The sequence below is a fragment of the Nocardia sp. NPDC056000 genome (genome assembly GCF_042269265.1).
Classification (GTDB): domain Bacteria; phylum Actinomycetota; class Actinomycetes; order Mycobacteriales; family Mycobacteriaceae; genus Nocardia.
In genome coordinates this window covers 14111-29981 of sequence record NZ_JBHJXS010000018.1, presented here as the reverse complement: position 1 = coordinate 29981, position 15871 = coordinate 14111, and the positions used below count along the sequence as shown (strand labels likewise).

Sequence of the window (15871 nt, the reverse complement as noted above, 5' to 3'; positions counted from 1 at the left end):
GCGGAGAATTAGAACACGTTACAGTTCTGCGCCGCCAGTGATCCCATGGGAAAGTCCGGCGCGCGGCGCGCCGGACTCAGTACGGCTGGTTCGGATCCCGTTCCGGCAGTGGGCGTTCCACGATAACCGGGCGGCCGATCGGATTGCGCACCCCGCGCTTGGCGGACTGGTAGACCAGCGCGGTCTCCTGCGCCACCACATCCCAGGCGAAATCGGCGGTCAGGCGTTCGCGCGCGGCCCAGGCCCGATCCTGCGCGGCGGCCGGATCGTCGAGCACGGTGCAGACCGCCTCGACAATGCCGTTCACATCGGCGGGCTCGAAGGACGCGCCGGTGACGCCGTCGGTCACCAGATCACCGAGACCGCCGGCGGTCGAGGTGACCAGCGGAGTGCCCGCGGCGGCGGCCTCGAGGGCCACGATGCCGAACGGCTCGTACCGGCTGGGCAGCACGATCGCGTCGGCGCTGTGCAGCCAGCCGAGCAGATCGGTGTGATCCAGGCGGCCCACGAAATTCACCGCGCGTGCCACCCGATGGGCACGAGCGCGCTCGCGCAGCCAATCGATCTGGGTGCCGATACCGGCGACGGTCAGCGTCGCGCCCGGATGCGCCTTGCGAATGCGCGGCAGCGCGGCGATCGCGTCCTGCACGCCCTTCTCGTATTCGAGCCGCCCGACGTACAGCAGCCGCGGCGGACCGGACAGCGGTGCGCGCTCGCGGAAGGTCCACGAACTCACGTCGATACCGTTGCGGATCACCGTGACCGGTGTGCGCTCCGGGTTGTAGAGCCGCTCGACCTCGTCCTTCATCGACTCCGAACAGGTGATGAGCGCATCGGAATCGTGCGCCAGCCACCATTCGACCGAATGCACCTGCTTGTTGACCCGGCCCGACACCCAGCCGCTGTGCCGTCCGGCCTCGGTGGCGTGAATGGTCGACACCAGCGGCACGTCGTAGTGCTCGGCCAGCGTGATCGCCGGATGCGCGACCAGCCAGTCGTGCGCGTGCACCACATCGGGGGTCCAGCCCTCGCCGATGCCGGGCTTGTTCAGGGCGATGCCCGCGCGCACCATGGCGTGGCCCATGGCCAGGGTCCAGGCGAGCATGTCGGTGCCGAAATCGAAGACCGGCGGGTCCTCGGCCACCGCGACCACCAGCACGCCGTCCTCGATGAACGAGTGCGTGGGGTGCGTGGTGGCGTCACTGCCCATGGGGCGGCGCGCCAGCACGACGACCTCGTGCCCGGCGGCGGCCAGCTCGGTGGCCAGGTGATGGACGTGGCGGCCCAGCCCACCGACTACGACGGGTGGGTACTCCCACGACACCATCAAAATCTTCATTGGGGTCCTTCTGAAGCGGGGCCGAGCCTGCGCGCGTCGAGCGCCGGGAAGAATCCGTCGGCCGCGTACCATCCTGCCGCCAACTGCTCCGCTTTGGCGAGTTGTCCGGCCGCCACCGCGGCCGCGATCTCGCGCACGGCGTGCGCGTGTTCATGGGCTCGGTCACGCGCGTAACCCGCCGCGGAATCCTTGGAGACCATGAACGCCCAGTCGCTGGAGACGGTCAGAATCGCCTCGCGCAACAGCTGATCCGCGACCCGGTCGCGCAGCCCGCCGAAGCTGGATTGCCCATCGCCGGAAGGGATTTCGACGCGCATCTTGTCCAGGGTGTCGAGCGCGAGCCGCACGATTTCGGCATTCAGATCGACCAGATCCTGGACCTGATCCCCGGCCCACACCCGCCAATCCTTGCCCGAACCCCATGACGAGTCGCTGAGCTGCACCGATTCCCCGACATAGCCGTTGGCGCGGGCATCGGCGAGGGTGCCTACATTGATGCCCGCCTCGGGCAGCGCACGCAGCACCTGCTCCAGCCACTGCGGACCCTCATGCCACCAGTGGCCGAAGAGTTCGGTATCGAATGCGGCCACGACCAGGGCCGGACGGCCGATGCGCGCGGATTCGGAAATCAGGCGCTCGCGCACGGTCGCCACGAAATCGGCGACATCGTGCTCGATGGCCGCCGCGGCGAGCGCGGGATCGTAAGGGGCCTTATCCGGACCGGACACCGTCTTGCCCGTCACCCGGGACGGTTTGAGACCGGTGGCGTGATCATAGTGATGGAAATCACGGTACGCGGCATGCCCCGGATACCCGGATTTCGGCGACCAGACGCGATAGCTGACGTGCAGATCGCGTCCGAACGCCACCACATCCGAATCCCACACCGGGCGGCCCAGGGTGGTGTCACCGCGCAGCGCGGGACCGTCGACCATGAAGTGCGTCACACCGGCGGCGTCGTATCCGCGTTCCATTCCGGGCGTGAATCCGCATTCGGGGGCCCAGATTCCGGTGGGGGTGTGACCCCAGCGCTGCCTTGCGTCGGCCAGGCCCTCGCTCAGCTGATAGGCGCGCAGGCGCTCATCGAGCAGCGGCTGGAACGGATGCGCCAGCGGACCGCCGAGCAGTTCGATCGCCTCGGCATCGATGAGTTCGCGCCACACCGGCGACGCGCCGTGCCGCCACCGGGTTTCGAAGTCCTCGAGGGATTCGCTCGCGAGCCGATGCTCATGACTGCCCAGTGCGACATTCCCGGACATGGACGCCTCATCGGCGCGCAGTCGCCAATTGCCGAGCCAGTGATGCATACCGGACAGGCTGTGCGGGTCATCCAGCTGCGCCGCCAGCACCGGCGTGATGCCCAGGCTCAGCAGATGCGAACGCCCTTCCGCCGCAAGGGTTCTCAGCACCTTCGCGACGGGAAGATAGGACGCCGCCCAGGATTGGTACAGCCATTCCTCGCCGACCGGCCAGCGCCCGTGATGCGCCAGCCACGGCAGATGCGAGTGCAGGACCAGCGTGAACTGGCCCGGCACGGGAGTCGCCTTACCGCTCACGGTTTCACCGCGATGGCCACCAGATCGAGGCTGGCGTCGATATCGGAGTCGGAATCGGCGAGCAGTTCGAAGTCCTCGGTCCGCACCGCGGCGACGTCGGCGGCCAGTTCGGCGGGCCAGGGCTCGCCCGCGATGGCGCGCTCGATCTGCGCGTCGATGATCGACCCGCCCCACTTCTCATCGAGCGCGGTGATGGCCGCGCCGTGGAATACCCCCGCCATCAGCTCGACCTGGAAACCGGCCTCGACGCAGAGTTCGGTCAGTTCGGCGGCATTGAGTTCGCGGGTGTGGAACGGATTCAGCGGGGTGTCGCGGCCGGGCGAGAAGGTGATCCGGTTCGGCGTGCTGATCAGCAATTTTCCACCGGGCTTGAGGACCCGCAGGCATTCGCGAATGAACTGCGACTGATCCCAAAGGTGTTCGATGACTTGGAAATTCACCACGACATCGACCGATTCGTCGGCCAGCGGCAGATCGGCGAGATTGCCCTGCACCATTTCCACGGCCGGGTACTTGGCGCGCACATGCGCGACGGCGCTGTCGTCGTAATCGAGTCCGGTCACCTTTTCGGCAACCCCGGCGATCATATTGGCGCCGTAGCCTTCTCCCGATCCGGCCTCGAGCACGGTCTTACCGGCGCAGTGCTCCAGCAAACGCGCATAAGCGATTTCGTGCCGGCGGAACCAGTAGTTCTCCTCGGCAATACCGGGCACCGTCCGTTCACCGGTCAAAGGCAGCGGATCGGTGTGGTTTTCGGTGGGTATCACGGCCTCGCTCATTGGATCGACGTTAGCGGTTGCCCATATCACAGCGACGACCGGATCGGCCGATGGAGAACATCACAGCCTAAGTTACCCACGAGTAACTTAACGTAGGGTAATCTCCAGCGCGAGCTACTTGTGGACGTACGGCCAGCAGATCGTGCGACCGCCACACCCGTGCCATCAGAACAGGAGGTCGACGAAGACCCATGCCGAACATCGTCGTACTGATCAAGCAGGTTCCTGACACCTGGTCCGAGCGCAAGCTGACCGATGGTGACTACACCCTCGACCGCGAGGCCGCCGACGCCATCCTCGATGAGATCAACGAGCGCGCCGTCGAAGAAGCGCTGCTGATCAAGGAGGCCCAGGGCGGCGAGGTGACCGTGCTGGCCATGGGCCCGGCCCGTGCCACCGAGGCCATTCGCAAGGCGCTGTCGATGGGTGCCGACAAGGCCATCCACATCAATGACGACGCGATCCACGGCTCGGACGCCGTGCAGACCGCCTACGTGCTGGCCGCCGCTCTCGGCCAGATCGAGGGCATCGAGCTCGTCATCGCCGGTAACGAGGCCACCGACGGTCGCGCGGGCGCGGTTCCGGCGATCATCGCCGAGTACCTGGGCCTGCCGCAGCTGACGCACCTGCGCAAGCTGACCGTCGACGGCGACCGCATCTCCGGTGAGCGTGAGACCGATGAGGGCGTCTTCAAGCTCGAGGCCTCCCTCCCGGCCATCGTCTCGGTCACCGAGAAGATCAACGAGCCGCGCTTCCCGTCCTTCAAGGGCATCATGGCCGCGAAGAAGAAGGAAGTTCAGACCTTCACGCTGGCCGATCTGGGCGTCGACCCGGAGACCGTCGGCGTTGCGAACGCCGGCACCCAGGTGACCGGTGTGACCCCGAAGCCGGCGCGCACGGCGGGCGAGAAGATCGTCGACGAGGGTGAGGGCGGCCAGCAGATCGCCACCTACCTGGTCGGTCAGAAGATCATCTAAAGCCCCCGAGCCCAACGAACTTCAGGAGAGAAAGACAATGGCAGAAGTACTTGTGCTCGTGGAGCACGCCGATGGTGCGCCCAAGAAGGTGACCACCGAACTCATCACCGCCGCCCGTGCGCTGGGTACCCCGGCCGCCGTCGTGGTCGCCGCCCCCGGCACCGCCGACAAGCTGGCCGACGCGCTGGCCGCCGCCGGCGCCGAGAAGATCTACGTCGCGGAATCCGATGAGGCCGAAGGCTTCCTGGTGACCCCGAAGGTCGACGTGCTCGCCGGTCTGTCCGAGTCCGCCGCCCCGGCCGCGATCCTGGTCGCCGCCACCGCCGACGGCAAGGAGGTGTCGGGCCGCCTCGCCGCGCGCATCGGCTCCGGCCTGCTCGTCGACGTCATCGCGGTCGACGCCGACGGCACCGCGCAGCACTCCATCTTCGGTGGCGCGTTCACCGTGGCCGCCAAGGCCACCGGCGATGTGCCGGTCATCTCGGTGCGCCCCGGCGCCGTCGAGGCGGCCCCGCAGGCCGGCGCCGGCGAGAAGGTCGTCGTCGAGGTTCCGGCTCAGGAAGAGGGCGTCACCAAGGTCGTCTCGAAGGAGCCGGTCGCCGGTGGCGATCGTCCCGAGCTGACCGAGGCCGCGATCGTGGTCTCCGGTGGCCGTGGCGTCGGTTCGGCCGATAACTTCGGCAAGGTCGTCGAGCCGCTGGCCGACGCCCTGGGTGCCGCCGTCGGCGCTTCCCGCGCCGCCGTCGACTCGGGTTACTACCCGGGCCAGTTCCAGGTCGGTCAGACCGGTAAGACGGTCTCCCCGCAGCTGTACATCGCCCTGGGCATCTCCGGCGCGATCCAGCACCGCGCGGGCATGCAGACCTCGAAGACCATCGTCGCTGTCAACAAGGACGAGGAAGCCCCCATCTTCGAGATCAGCGACTACGGCATCGTCGGCGACCTGTTCAACGTCGCCCCGCAGCTGACCGAGGCAGTCAAGGCCCACAAGGGCTGAAACGCTTCGCGCTGAGCGCACTTCGATCGGCCCCCGGCTTTCGAGCCGGGGGCCGATTGGCATTTCCGGCCTACCCGCCGGGACCGGGCCGAGCCGGACATGTGAAGATCGTCAGGCTTGTCGAGGTTCGCGAGGTGTTGCGCCGTGGGGCGACGTGGAAGAGAAGAACCGTCGGACGGGCGTGCCGATGCCGGGACGGCCGATGCCCCCGGACTGCCCGGATTGCCGGATATCGTCGCCGCGTTCCATTGGGACCTGGCCGAATGGCTCGGCACCGATGCGCTCCCCAAGGTGTTCGACCGCATTTCCGGTGCACTGGACGAGGCGTTCACCTCGGTGGTGACCACCGGGCACGCGGTGGATCGCGAGACCCTGCTGGGCGGGCTGTGGTCGGCGCGAAACCTGCAGCCCGGGTTGGCGATCGAGATCTCCGAGGTCCAGGAGATCGCCCGTAGCGGCAATCTCATCGTGCTGCGCTTCGTGGCCGAGAACATCGTCGGCGAGGCGAAGACGCGCCGGACGGTGACCGCGGTCCTGGTCACCGACGGCCGCACCTATCTCTGGCGGACCGTGCACGAGACCGCGGTTCCGGACTGATTCCGACGATGTCCGCGCCCGCGCTGCCACAGCTTTTGGGGGCAGTGCGGTTTCGTCGAGTCCCATCCTGTGAAATGACAATGCTTTAGATTCTGGGCACCGCGAGATTCGCGGACCTGTATCGAAAGTTGTTGTGCTATGCGCTCTCTCGTTATTTCCGGATTCGCCGCCGCGACGCTCCTGATCGGCGCCGGGGCCGCCACCGCCGCCCCTGTCCCGCTCCAGCCCGCAGACGCCCCCGCCGCCCAGGTCGCCGATCTGACCACCGGGAGCACCGGCATCGACTTCCTCACCGGCTCGGCTCGTTCCAGCCTCATGAACGGCGACTGGTTGTCGGGTTCGGCCGCGCCCATGGTGCTCGGCTCGCTCGCGCTGGGCTGCATTCTGCGCAATGTCTGCATGGGAAACGGCTAGGCCCATGACCGCCGGAGCGCGGTGCTCCGGAAATCTGGCAGGCTGGATTGATGTCGATCATGCTGCCGCCCGAGGTCGCGGAGAATATCGCCGAGGTGTTCGAGGAACGCGGGCACCAATGGCTGGCGGATTTGCCGAAGGTGATCGCCGAGCGGTGTGCCGCTTGGGAATTGGAGATCATCGGGGAGGCGTTCGGGGGTGGAACGCATTCCTATGTCGCGCCGGTGCGGCGGGCGGACGGATCGGTCGCGGTGCTGAAGATTCCGGTGATCGATCCGGAGAACCTGGGCGAGGCGGCGGGGCTGTACTGCTATCGCGGGGATGGCGCGGTGCGACTCCTCGAATTCGACCCCGGCACGAATTCGCTGCTGCTGGAATGGGCGAAGCCCGGTAGTCCGCTGCTCGTGCAGCCGGGCTTTCCCAGTTTGGAAGGGCGGCCGGAGAATATCGGCCTGATCGAGCAGGCGTGCGCGCTGTATCGCCGATTGCGGCGCGAGCCCGCGGATGTGCCCGCCGAATTCCCGTCGCTGCCCGAGGCGGCGGGAATGGTGGCCGAATGGGTGGGGATGTTCACCGCGCCGGAAGCCGATATCGCACAGGTGATTCCGGATCGGCTGCTGGTTCGCGCGCGGGAATGGTGTGAGCGGCTGGCGGTGCCGGACGGTCCGCTGCTGGTGGTCAATCGCGATACCCATCTGGGCAATATCGTTGCCGCCGAACGGGAGCCGTGGCTGCTCATCGATCCCAAGGCGTATCTGGGCGAGGCGGCGTTCGACGCCGGATTCCTGATCATGATCCAGGTGCAGAGCGATCCGGTGCCCGAACATGCTGCGGCGGTGGTGGATCGGACCGCGGCTGCGCTCGGGGTGTCCGCCGAACGCGCACGGGGGTGGGCATTCATGCGGTCCATGGAGGAGATCGTCTGGGCCGTCGAGGACGACGAACCCGACGATCTGCGACTGCATCTGGCGGTCGCCCACGCGCTGGTGTGACCGTCAGCCGTTCTTCTGGTCCTTGTTGACCAGATAGCCGATGGTGGTGGGGATGAAATACGCCAGCCCCCACGGCACGATCACCCAGAACGGCCAGAAATAGCCCATACCGGTGGCCAGCCAGATCAGTGTGACCAGGATGCTCACGAAGACCCAGGGCGTCCACATGATCTTGACCCAGGTGGGGAACGCGCCGGTCTGCTTGGGTATCGCCGGACCGGAACGGGAATTGCGCTGTGCGGGAAGGTCGGACAGCACCGGCGTCAGTTCGCCGTAGGTCTTGGCCGCGTAGACCTGCTGCACACGCTCGTCGAATTCGTGCAGATTGATCCGGCCGTCATCCATGGCCGACCGCAGTTTGGTGACGATCTGTTCGCGGTCGGCATCGGAGGCCCGCATGTTCTCCTGGCTCACGATCCTCAGCGTAGGGCGGCGCGCGGCCGTTCGCTGCCCCGATTGTGCAGGGGAGTAGGAAAATTCACGCGCAGTGCAGAGCGGCCAGCAGCGTGGTCAGGATGGGGGAGGGGCGAATATCGCTGCGCACCACCGCCGATACCGGAATTCGCAGTGGATGTCCGGTGAGCCGCAGCGTCGCGATGCCCTCGGTGTGCGAGTCCGCGTACAGGATGGTCCAGGCGTCCGGGCGGTTGATGAGTTCCATGGTGGCGGTGTGGTCCGGCGGAATGGGCGGGCCGTACGCGGGACCGGTGGGTAGATCGGCGAAGGCCGAGCGCACCACATTGTGCAGCAGCACCTGATCGTGTTCCCCGGGTAGTAATAGCGGATAGGCACCGAGCATGGCGAGCGTCACATCCGTGCGCCCGGCCAGGGGGTGCGCGGTGGAGGTGGCGATGACGAGGTCTTCCACCCAGAGCTTCTCGACGGTCAGTCCGGGCTGATCCACGCTGCCGCGGATGAGAGCAAGATCACAGTCGCCGTCCGCGACCGCCTGAATGCGCTGGCGGAACGGTTTGATGACGAATTCGATTTCCGCACCCGGATGCGCTTCCCGCGCTCCGGCGATGGCGGAGAGCGATCTTGTTGCGAAGCTCATATTGGCGGCGAGGCGAATTCGTGGGCCGGAGGCCCGTACAGCTGCGCGAATGGCGGATTCCAGGCTCAACATTTGCTTCGCAAGGGGAAGTAGCCGAGTGGTCGCGTCGGTGGGGACGACCGATCTTGTCGACCTTTCGAAGAGGGGTACGCCAAGATCGCGTTCCAGTCGCGCGATCTGATGGCTGATCGCTGATTGCGAAATGAAACAGCGGGTGGCCGCGCGGCTGAAGCTGAGCTCCTCGCAAACGGCCACGAAGTAGGCCAGCTGTCGCAGCTCCACGGCACTTCTCCAATTCATGATCAATCTAGATAAGAGTCATATTGATTATGCGCCCTGACCCCTGGAACATTCACGTTCCGAATCGCGGTTAGTCATGAGAGAAGGAGGCTGTCATGTCGTTCGCGGGTGCGGGTGTAGAGACCGTAGAGGTCGTCATTGTTGGTTCGGGCTTCGGTGGGCTTGCCGCCGCCAAACAGCTCAATAAGTCGAAGGTTCCCTACGTCCTTATTTCGAGTACCCCCGAACACCTCTTCCAGCCGCTGCTCTACCAGGTCGCTACGGGTGTGCTGGGCTCCGATGAGATCGCCCCGCCCATCAAGAACATCCTCGATCATCACCGCAACGGTCAGACCCGCGTCGGCAAGGTGACCGCCATCGACGCCGAGAACGCGATCCTGACCTACGAGACCGCCGAGGGCCCCAAGCAGATCCGCTACGGTTCGCTCATCGCGGCCACCGGCGCCAGCCAGTCCTATTTCGGCCGTGACGATTTCGCGGACAAGACCTATTCGCTCAAGACCATCGATGATGCGAAGGCGCTGCGCGCGCAGATCGATCGCGTCTTCACCGAGGCCAAGACCGCTGATCCCGAGACGCGCCGTCGCCTGCTCAGCTTCGTGGTGGTGGGCGCGGGCGCGACCGGTGTCGAGGTCGCGGGCCAGCTCAAGGAACTCGCGAAGCGGTACTACGACACCGATGATTCGGTGGTCCTGGTCGAAGGCGCGGGCGTGGTGCTGCCCCCGTTCGGCGGCGGACTCTCGGAGTACGCGAAGGGCTCGCTCACCAAGAGCGGTGTCGAGGTGCTGACCGATACCTTCGTCACCGATATCGACGAGGGCAAGGTGACCGTCAAGAGCAAGGACGGGGTGGAGCGCGGTATCGCCGCGGAGACCGTGGTGTGGTCGGCGGGCGTGCAGGTCGGCGGTTTCGCCGAACTGCTGGCCGAGGCCACCGGCTGCGAAACCGACCGTGCCGGAAGGCTGCTCATCAATCCGGACTGCACCGTCGGCGGTCACGCCGATATCTACGCCATCGGCGATATGACCTCGCTCAAGGGCTATCCGGGCCAGTCGCCGGTGGCGATGCAGGAGGGCCGCCACGTCGCGGACATCATTCGCGGCAAGAAGCAGGCGGCCACCGAATTCAACTACTGGGACAAGGGCAGCATGGCGGTCATCAGCCGCTTCAGCGCCGTCACCAAACTGAACGACAAGATCAAGTTCACCGGCACCCTGGCCTGGTTCACCTGGCTCGCCGTCCACCTGTTCTACCTGGTCGGCTTCCGCAACCGCTTCGCCGCGGTGTTCTCCTGGCTGGTCGCCTTCATCGGCACCGGCCGCCCCGGTTTCGCCGAGGTCGAAAAGACCACGGAGGCAAAGGCTCTGGAACCGCCTCGCGCGGCCTGACCCAGCCCCCGTCCCGAGCCGCCCGGTAGTCCCCACCGGGCGGCTCCTTCGTGCCCGAAACCTGTCGGTGGCCCTCGGTAAGCTGCGGTTATTCGACGGGGAGGGAGAATTCGATGGGGAGCGGAATCTTCGAGGATCGTGCCCGCGCCGAGCAGGCGGCGGCCGAATCGCTGGTGTGGGAATGGTTTTCGGCCGCCGTGGCGTGGACGCTGTTCACCCTGCCCGCGGAGAGCTTTCTGGTGCTGTCGGCCCGCGATGAAGTGTCGGCCGGATTCTTCCGGGGCAGCGGTCATCTCCACGGTGAACTGGCCGACGGGCAGGAGGCGGTACTGCCCTGGCCCGCAAGGTTTTCCGATTACGAGCGGATCGCCGCGCAAGCGGTGGCCGCCATGCGCGATGTCCACGAGCTATGGCTGCCGATGGAATTGACGGCGCGGGCCTGGACCGACGGACTCGGAGCGGATCCGGACCTGAATTTGCTGGGACTGGGCAGGCATTCGGTGGAGAATCTGCGCGCATTGGCCACGGTATCCCTCGCCGATTTCGCCGCGCGCAACCGGCGAACGCTGGAATCCGCCATGCGAGTGGTCCAGCGCGATCACCGAATTCGAGTCCAGCTCGCCCGGGACTTCGTAGCGAGCCGAAATATCGAGATCATCGGCGGCGGAGACGCGGCGCTACCGGGCCGCGACCGCACGGCGGATTGCATCGGACTGGTCGGCCCCGATCATCTGCTGATGGTGGATGTGCTGCTCGGCGTGCGGAATACCGATGATCTCCGGCTCGATTCCCGCGTGATCGGCGAATCCAGGGCCGAGCGCGGCACCGATTCCTTCGCCCGCGCCATGGTGCGCGCGGACCCGAATCTGCGTGCCACGCTGGAGACCCGGCCGGACCTGGCGGCTGTCCTGGAGCGGGATGAGGTGTGGATCGAATACCAGTTCATCGTGCCGGACGCCGCGCAACGCCATACCCGGATCGGATGCAAGACCGTGGACCGGCGGCGACCCGGGGCCGTGCCCGGATTGTTTTCGCGGCATCATCGGGCGCGCTAACCTGCGGATATGGCTGTTCCTACAACGCGTTTGCTGGTGTTGGCGGTGGTTCGACTCCTGGGACCGGTGCACGGGTATGACGTGCGCCGGGAATTGTTGTCCTGGCATGCGGATGACTGGGCGAATGTGAAGCCCGGGTCGGTGTACGGGGCGTTGAATACGCTGGCTCGGGATGGGCTCATCTCGGTGGGGGAGGTGGGCCAGGAGGGGGCGCGGCCGGAGCGGACCACCTATCGGCTGACGCCGGAGGGGGAGAAGCAGTTCGCGGAGATGCTGCGCGATGCGCTGTTCGAGGCCGATCAGGTCAAGCATCCGTATTTCGCGACGGTGGCGCTGTTCCCGCACGCGCCGAAGGATGACGTCATCGCGGCGCTGCGCAGCCGGATCCTGAAATTCGAAGCGGCACTGGTGTTCCTGGAGCGGGAGGAGGAGCGGATTCTGGCGGGCAGCGGTAAGCCCGAGGAGGCCGAGCCGTATCACGTGGCCGATGCCATCCGGCTGTCCGCCGATCACACCCGGGCGGATCTGGAGTGGTCGCGGCGCACGCTGGGGCGTATCGAGCGCGGTGAGCTGGATGTGTGGACCGACGGCAAGGGCGGTTCCTGGTCGGTGCCGACGATCAGTTAGTCAAGATTTAATAGTCAAGCTTGACTATTCAAAATATCGTTTCTACCGTTGGGGTGTGGAAACGACACTCGAGCGACGCCGCGGCACCGAACCGGCCATCCGGGTTCGCGGTCTGGCTCGCACCTTCAAAACCAAAACCGGTGCCGTGCAAGCGGTTTCCGGTATCGACTTCGATGTGTACGACGGCGAGATCATCGGGCTGCTCGGGCCCAATGGCGCGGGCAAGACCACCACGCTGCGCATGATCTCGACCCTGCTGGCGGCCACGGCGGGGGAGGCGACCGTCGCCGGGGCGGATCTGCGAACCGCCGCGCGCACTGTGCGCTCCCGCATCGGCTACGTCCCGCAGGGCGGTTCGACCTCGGATTACGAACTGGTCGACGATGAATTGATCCTTCAGGCAAGGCTTTTCGGACTATCCAGGGCCGAGGCGATGACCAATACGGCGGAATTGGCCAAAGCCCTGGAGTTCGACGGGCTCGGCCGCCGCAAATGCGGTCAGCTCTCCGGCGGTCAGCGGCGGCGGGTGGATATCGCCCTGGGCATGGTGCACCGCCCGTTCCTGATCTACCTGGACGAGCCGACCACCGGCCTGGATCCGCAATCGCGCGCGAATCTGTGGGACCACATTCGGCGACTGCGCGATGAGGGCACCACCGTCGTGCTGACCACGCACTACCTCGAGGAGGCCGACGCCCTGTGCGATCGGGTGCTGGTCATGGATCACGGTGAGATCGTCGCGCAGGGCACGCCCGAGGAGCTCAAGCGGCGCATCTCCGGCGATGTGATCAGCCTCGAAATCGACAGTGACAGTGCCGATCTCGCCATGGAGATCGCCGAAGCCGCGGTTGCCGTGCGCAGCCGGTTGCGCACCGACGGGCATGAGAACGGCCACGCCGGAACGGTGCTGGTGCATCTCACGGTGGATCAGGGCGATGCCGCGGTGGTGCCGCTGCTGCGCGCGCTGGGCGATCGGGGCATCACGCCCGGTGCGCTCACCGTCAAACGCCCCAGCCTCGACGACGTCTTCCTCACCCTCACCGGCCGTTCGCTCCGGGAAGGAAACCACTCATGACATTTCTGCGCGATACCGGTCTGGTGTTCTGGTCCCAGCTCCGGTCGAATCTGCGAAATCCGGTGTGGGTCATCATCGGATTGACCCAGCCGATCCTGTACCTGGTGCTGTTCGGCCCGCTGTTGAAGGGTGTGGCCGGATCGTTCGGCGCGGACCCCTGGAAACTGCTCACGCCCGCCCTGGTCATTCAGATTGGCCTGTTCGGGGCCATGTTCGCCGGTTTCGGCATCGTCGGTGAATTGCGCGCCGGTGTGGTCGAACGCCAGCGGGTCACCCCCGCCCCGCGCGGTGCGCTGCTGGTGGGCCGGGTGCTCAAGGATATGGCGGTGCTCATCGTGCAGGCGCTGGTGCTGGTCGGTGTGGCAATGACAGCCTTCGGTCTGCGCCCGGATCCGCTCGGCCTGGTGCTGTCGGTGCTGCTGATCTCGGTCATGGCGGCCGGGCTCGCATCAGCGTCGTACGCCCTCGGCCTGTGGGCCAGGGAGGAATCGACCCTGGCCTCGGTGCTGAATTCGGTCTCGGTGCCGATCATGCTGCTGTCCGGGATTCTGCTGCCGATGAATGTCGGCCCGACCTGGTTGCAGAACATCGCGAAGGCGAACCCGTTCTCGCACACCGTCGATGCCGCCCGCGCCCTGTTCCGCGGCGACTTCGGTTCCACCGACGTCTACGTCGGCACCATTGTCACGGTGGCCGTTGCCCTGCTGCTTATGGTGATCGGAGCGCGCAGCTTCGCCCGCGAGAACGCGTGAAAGACCTTGACCTGAACTTAGGTTCAGGTTTCACGATGGGATCATGAGCAAGCAGAGAAGAGCCCTGATCACCGGGGCGTCGGCGGGATTCGGGCGCGCGGTCGCGCTCGCACTCGCCGAACAAGGGTGGCAATTGATCATTACCGCGCGCGGGGCGGCGGAGCTGGAGAAGGTGGCCGCCGCGACCGGAGCGCGGGCGGTGGCCGGGGATATCGCGGATCCCGGTCACCGCGAACAGCTGGCCGCGGCTTTGGGGTCCGATCCCTTGGATCTGGTGCTCAATAACGCGAGCGCTCTCGGCCCGAGCCCGCTGCCGACCCTGGACCGGATCGAGCTCACCGAGCTGAGTGCGATCCTGGAGACCAATGTCGTTGCGCCCCTGGCGGTGCTGCAACTGACCCTGCCGCTACTGCGCGCCGCCGACGGCGTTGCGGTGAACATCAGTTCGGACGCCGCCGTCGGCGCGTATCCGGGCTGGGGTGGTTACGGGTCGTCCAAGGCGGCGTTGGATCAGCTCACGGCGGTGCTGGGCGCGGAGCAGCCCGAACTGCGGATCTACAGCTTCGATCCGGGCGATATGCGCACGGCCATGCATCAGGCGGCCTTCCCCGGCGAGGACATCTCCGATCGCCCGGAGCCGGAAACCGTGGTGCCCGCCCTGCTGCACCTGCTGGATATCCGCCCGGCGAGCGGCCGCTATGTGGCCTCCGAACTCCCGGTGTCGTCATGACGGTCGAGCTGGAAGCGGTGGAATTCACCCTCCCGGACGAGCTGTCCGCGACCAGTCCGCCCGAGGCGCGCGGTCTCGCGCGCGATGAGGTGCGCCTGCTGGTCAGCGATGGCGGCGCGGTGACGCACGCCCGCTTCCGGGAGCTGCCGGATTTCCTGCGCCCGGGAGATCTTGTGGTGGTGAACAATTCGGCCATGGTCAACGCCGCCGTCGCGGCTCGATACGGCGAAGACGCGGTCGTGCTGCACTTCTCGACCCGGCTGGACGACGGCGGCTGGGTGGTGGAACTGCGTGACCCGCGCGGTACGCCGTGGGCCGGAGCATCGCCGGAAGCCGGTGCGCGCGTGGGTATTCCGGGTGGTCACCGGGCGGTGCTGCGCCGCCCGTGGTTCCCGGGCGCGGACCGCCTGTGGATCGCCGATATCGACACTGATGTGCCCGCCCTGCTGATCCGGTACGGCAGGCCGATCACGTATTCCTATGTCACCGAACGCTGGTCGGCCGACTACTACCGCACCGTCTTCGGCCGTGAACCCGGCAGCGCCGAAATGCCGAGTGCGGGCAGGCCGTTCACCGATGCGCTGATCACCGAATTGGTGGCGCGCGGAATCGGGCTGGCGGCGATCACCCTGCACACCGGTGTCTCCTCGCCCGAGACCGGTGAACCGCCGAATCCGGAGCGTTTCGCGGTACCCGAGCTGACCGCCGAATTGGTGAACCTCACGCACGTCATGGGCGGTCGGGTGGTTGCGGTAGGCACCACGGTCACCCGCGCCCTCGAATCCGCCGTCGGGGCAGACGGTCTGGTGCACGCGGCATCGGGCTGGACCGAGCTGGTGCTGGGCTGTCACCATCCCGCGCGCGTCGTGGACGGCCTGATCACCGGCTGGCACGCACCCGGGGCGTCACATCTGCATCTGCTGGACGCCGTCGCCGGACCGGAGGTGGTGCGGCACGCCTATCGCATCGCGCTGGACACCGGATATCTGTGGCACGAATTCGGCGATACCGCGCTGCTGTTCGCGGACCGACCCGGCGCGGACGGCCCCGCGGACGAGGCGTAGAGTCGCCATCTCCGGCGCTTGCGGGGCACTCGATTCGAGGGCTCGGACGGGGGTCGTACCCACTCGGGATACGAGCATTAGTCCTGGTAGGGAACGTTTCGTGGCGGTCGGATGAACGCGCGGTGTGGTCTGCGTCGCGTTCACCGGACTGGCATCGAGACGCCATCCGGCGGTC

17 protein-coding genes are annotated in these 15871 nt (G+C 66.6%); 12 read left to right on the top strand and 5 right to left on the bottom strand.

The features are described from left to right. Positions 1-76: 76 nt before the first annotated feature. Genes ACFC4D_RS40730 through ACFC4D_RS40720 form a run of 3 tightly spaced genes read right to left on the bottom strand, consistent with a single transcriptional unit; the run spans position 77 to position 3674 of the window. Complete coding sequence (locus tag ACFC4D_RS40730; RefSeq protein ID WP_375954989.1) at positions 77-1339, bottom strand: glycosyltransferase family 4 protein; 1263 nt, start codon at positions 1337-1339, stop codon at positions 77-79. Beyond that, a complete protein-coding gene (locus tag ACFC4D_RS40725) occupies positions 1336-2895 on the bottom strand; it encodes a 1,4-alpha-glucan branching protein domain-containing protein (RefSeq protein WP_376071570.1) in 1560 nt (519 codons plus the stop codon). Before ACFC4D_RS40725 ends, ACFC4D_RS40730 begins: the two co-directional genes overlap by 4 nt. Then, on the bottom strand, positions 2892-3674 hold the full coding sequence (locus ACFC4D_RS40720; RefSeq protein ID WP_375954986.1) for a class I SAM-dependent methyltransferase: 783 nt from the start codon (positions 3672-3674) through the stop codon (positions 2892-2894). Before ACFC4D_RS40720 ends, ACFC4D_RS40725 begins: the two co-directional genes overlap by 4 nt. A gap of 191 nt (positions 3675-3865) precedes the next feature. Here ACFC4D_RS40720 and ACFC4D_RS40715 point away from each other — a divergent pair, with 191 nt between their 5' ends. From ACFC4D_RS40715 to ACFC4D_RS40695, 5 genes are all read left to right on the top strand, one after another. After that, a complete protein-coding gene (locus tag ACFC4D_RS40715) occupies positions 3866-4651 on the top strand; it encodes an electron transfer flavoprotein subunit beta/FixA family protein (protein ID WP_364630058.1) in 786 nt (261 codons plus the stop codon). 37 nt (positions 4652-4688) lie between these two features. Continuing rightward, on the top strand, positions 4689-5648 hold the full coding sequence (locus tag ACFC4D_RS40710) for an electron transfer flavoprotein subunit alpha/FixB family protein (protein WP_364630061.1): 960 nt from the start codon (positions 4689-4691) through the stop codon (positions 5646-5648). 144 nt (positions 5649-5792) lie between these two features. Further along, positions 5793-6245, top strand: coding sequence for a hypothetical protein (locus ACFC4D_RS40705; protein ID WP_375954984.1), 453 nt, complete (start codon positions 5793-5795; stop codon positions 6243-6245). A gap of 138 nt (positions 6246-6383) precedes the next feature. Further along, positions 6384-6659, top strand: coding sequence for a hypothetical protein (locus ACFC4D_RS40700; RefSeq protein WP_376071567.1), 276 nt, complete (start codon positions 6384-6386; stop codon positions 6657-6659). A 50-nt stretch (positions 6660-6709) separates the two neighbouring features. After that, positions 6710-7651, top strand: coding sequence for an aminoglycoside phosphotransferase family protein (locus tag ACFC4D_RS40695; RefSeq protein ID WP_376071564.1), 942 nt, complete (start codon positions 6710-6712; stop codon positions 7649-7651). A gap of 3 nt (positions 7652-7654) precedes the next feature. Here ACFC4D_RS40695 and ACFC4D_RS40690 read toward each other — a convergent pair whose 3' ends face one another. Both ACFC4D_RS40690 and ACFC4D_RS40685 read right to left on the bottom strand, forming a co-directional pair. Further along, positions 7655-8065: a DUF1707 domain-containing protein gene (locus ACFC4D_RS40690; protein WP_376071561.1), complete on the bottom strand. Its 411-nt coding sequence runs from the start codon at positions 8063-8065 to the stop codon at positions 7655-7657. Positions 8066-8129: 64 nt separating this feature from the next. After that, the gene (locus ACFC4D_RS40685) at positions 8130-8987 is read right to left on the bottom strand and encodes a LysR family transcriptional regulator (RefSeq protein ID WP_364630076.1); all 858 of its coding nucleotides are present in this window, start codon (positions 8985-8987) and stop codon (positions 8130-8132) included. 113 nt (positions 8988-9100) lie between these two features. Between ACFC4D_RS40685 and ACFC4D_RS40680 the strand changes: the two genes are divergently transcribed. The 7 genes from ACFC4D_RS40680 (at position 9101) to ACFC4D_RS40650 (ending at position 15696) form a co-directional block, all read left to right on the top strand. Continuing rightward, positions 9101-10393: an NAD(P)/FAD-dependent oxidoreductase gene (locus tag ACFC4D_RS40680; protein ID WP_364630079.1), complete on the top strand. Its 1293-nt coding sequence runs from the start codon at positions 9101-9103 to the stop codon at positions 10391-10393. Between the two features lie 113 nt (positions 10394-10506). Further along, positions 10507-11448, top strand: a complete 942-nt coding sequence (locus ACFC4D_RS40675; protein ID WP_376071558.1) for a hypothetical protein — start codon at positions 10507-10509, stop codon at positions 11446-11448. A 9-nt stretch (positions 11449-11457) separates the two neighbouring features. Further along, positions 11458-12075: a PadR family transcriptional regulator gene (locus tag ACFC4D_RS40670; protein ID WP_375954976.1), complete on the top strand. Its 618-nt coding sequence runs from the start codon at positions 11458-11460 to the stop codon at positions 12073-12075. A gap of 55 nt (positions 12076-12130) precedes the next feature. Then, on the top strand, positions 12131-13150 hold the full coding sequence (locus ACFC4D_RS40665) for an ATP-binding cassette domain-containing protein (RefSeq protein ID WP_376071556.1): 1020 nt from the start codon (positions 12131-12133) through the stop codon (positions 13148-13150). After that, positions 13147-13902: an ABC transporter permease gene (locus tag ACFC4D_RS40660; protein WP_376071553.1), complete on the top strand. Its 756-nt coding sequence runs from the start codon at positions 13147-13149 to the stop codon at positions 13900-13902. The genes ACFC4D_RS40665 and ACFC4D_RS40660 overlap by 4 nt, the downstream gene beginning before the upstream one ends. Positions 13903-13945: 43 nt before the next feature. Continuing rightward, entirely contained in the window at positions 13946-14632 is a 687-nt protein-coding gene (locus tag ACFC4D_RS40655; RefSeq protein WP_376071550.1) for an SDR family NAD(P)-dependent oxidoreductase, read from the top strand. Next, entirely contained in the window at positions 14629-15696 is a 1068-nt protein-coding gene (locus ACFC4D_RS40650) for an S-adenosylmethionine:tRNA ribosyltransferase-isomerase (RefSeq protein ID WP_376071548.1), read from the top strand. The genes ACFC4D_RS40655 and ACFC4D_RS40650 overlap by 4 nt, the downstream gene beginning before the upstream one ends. The last annotated feature ends 175 nt before the right edge of the window (positions 15697-15871 follow it).

Bases quoted from the DNA above. Each gene is read 5' to 3' on its own strand.
- ACFC4D_RS40730 (WP_375954989.1), bottom strand. From the start codon at position 1,339: ATGAAGATTTTGATGGTGTCGTGGGAGTACCCACCCGTCGTAGTCGGT.
- ACFC4D_RS40720 (WP_375954986.1), bottom strand. From the start codon at position 3,674: ATGAGCGAGGCCGTGATACCCACCGAAAACCACACCGATCCGCTGCCT.
- ACFC4D_RS40715 (WP_364630058.1), top strand. From the start codon at position 3,866: ATGCCGAACATCGTCGTACTGATCAAGCAGGTTCCTGACACCTGGTCC.
- ACFC4D_RS40710 (WP_364630061.1), top strand. From the start codon at position 4,689: ATGGCAGAAGTACTTGTGCTCGTGGAGCACGCCGATGGTGCGCCCAAG.
- ACFC4D_RS40700 (WP_376071567.1), top strand. From the start codon at position 6,384: ATGCGCTCTCTCGTTATTTCCGGATTCGCCGCCGCGACGCTCCTGATC.
- ACFC4D_RS40695 (WP_376071564.1), top strand. From the start codon at position 6,710: ATGTCGATCATGCTGCCGCCCGAGGTCGCGGAGAATATCGCCGAGGTG.
- ACFC4D_RS40680 (WP_364630079.1), top strand. From the start codon at position 9,101: ATGTCGTTCGCGGGTGCGGGTGTAGAGACCGTAGAGGTCGTCATTGTT.
- ACFC4D_RS40675 (WP_376071558.1), top strand. From the start codon at position 10,507: ATGGGGAGCGGAATCTTCGAGGATCGTGCCCGCGCCGAGCAGGCGGCG.
- ACFC4D_RS40670 (WP_375954976.1), top strand. From the start codon at position 11,458: ATGGCTGTTCCTACAACGCGTTTGCTGGTGTTGGCGGTGGTTCGACTC.
- ACFC4D_RS40660 (WP_376071553.1), top strand. From the start codon at position 13,147: ATGACATTTCTGCGCGATACCGGTCTGGTGTTCTGGTCCCAGCTCCGG.
- ACFC4D_RS40655 (WP_376071550.1), top strand. From the start codon at position 13,946: ATGAGCAAGCAGAGAAGAGCCCTGATCACCGGGGCGTCGGCGGGATTC.
- ACFC4D_RS40650 (WP_376071548.1), top strand. From the start codon at position 14,629: ATGACGGTCGAGCTGGAAGCGGTGGAATTCACCCTCCCGGACGAGCTG.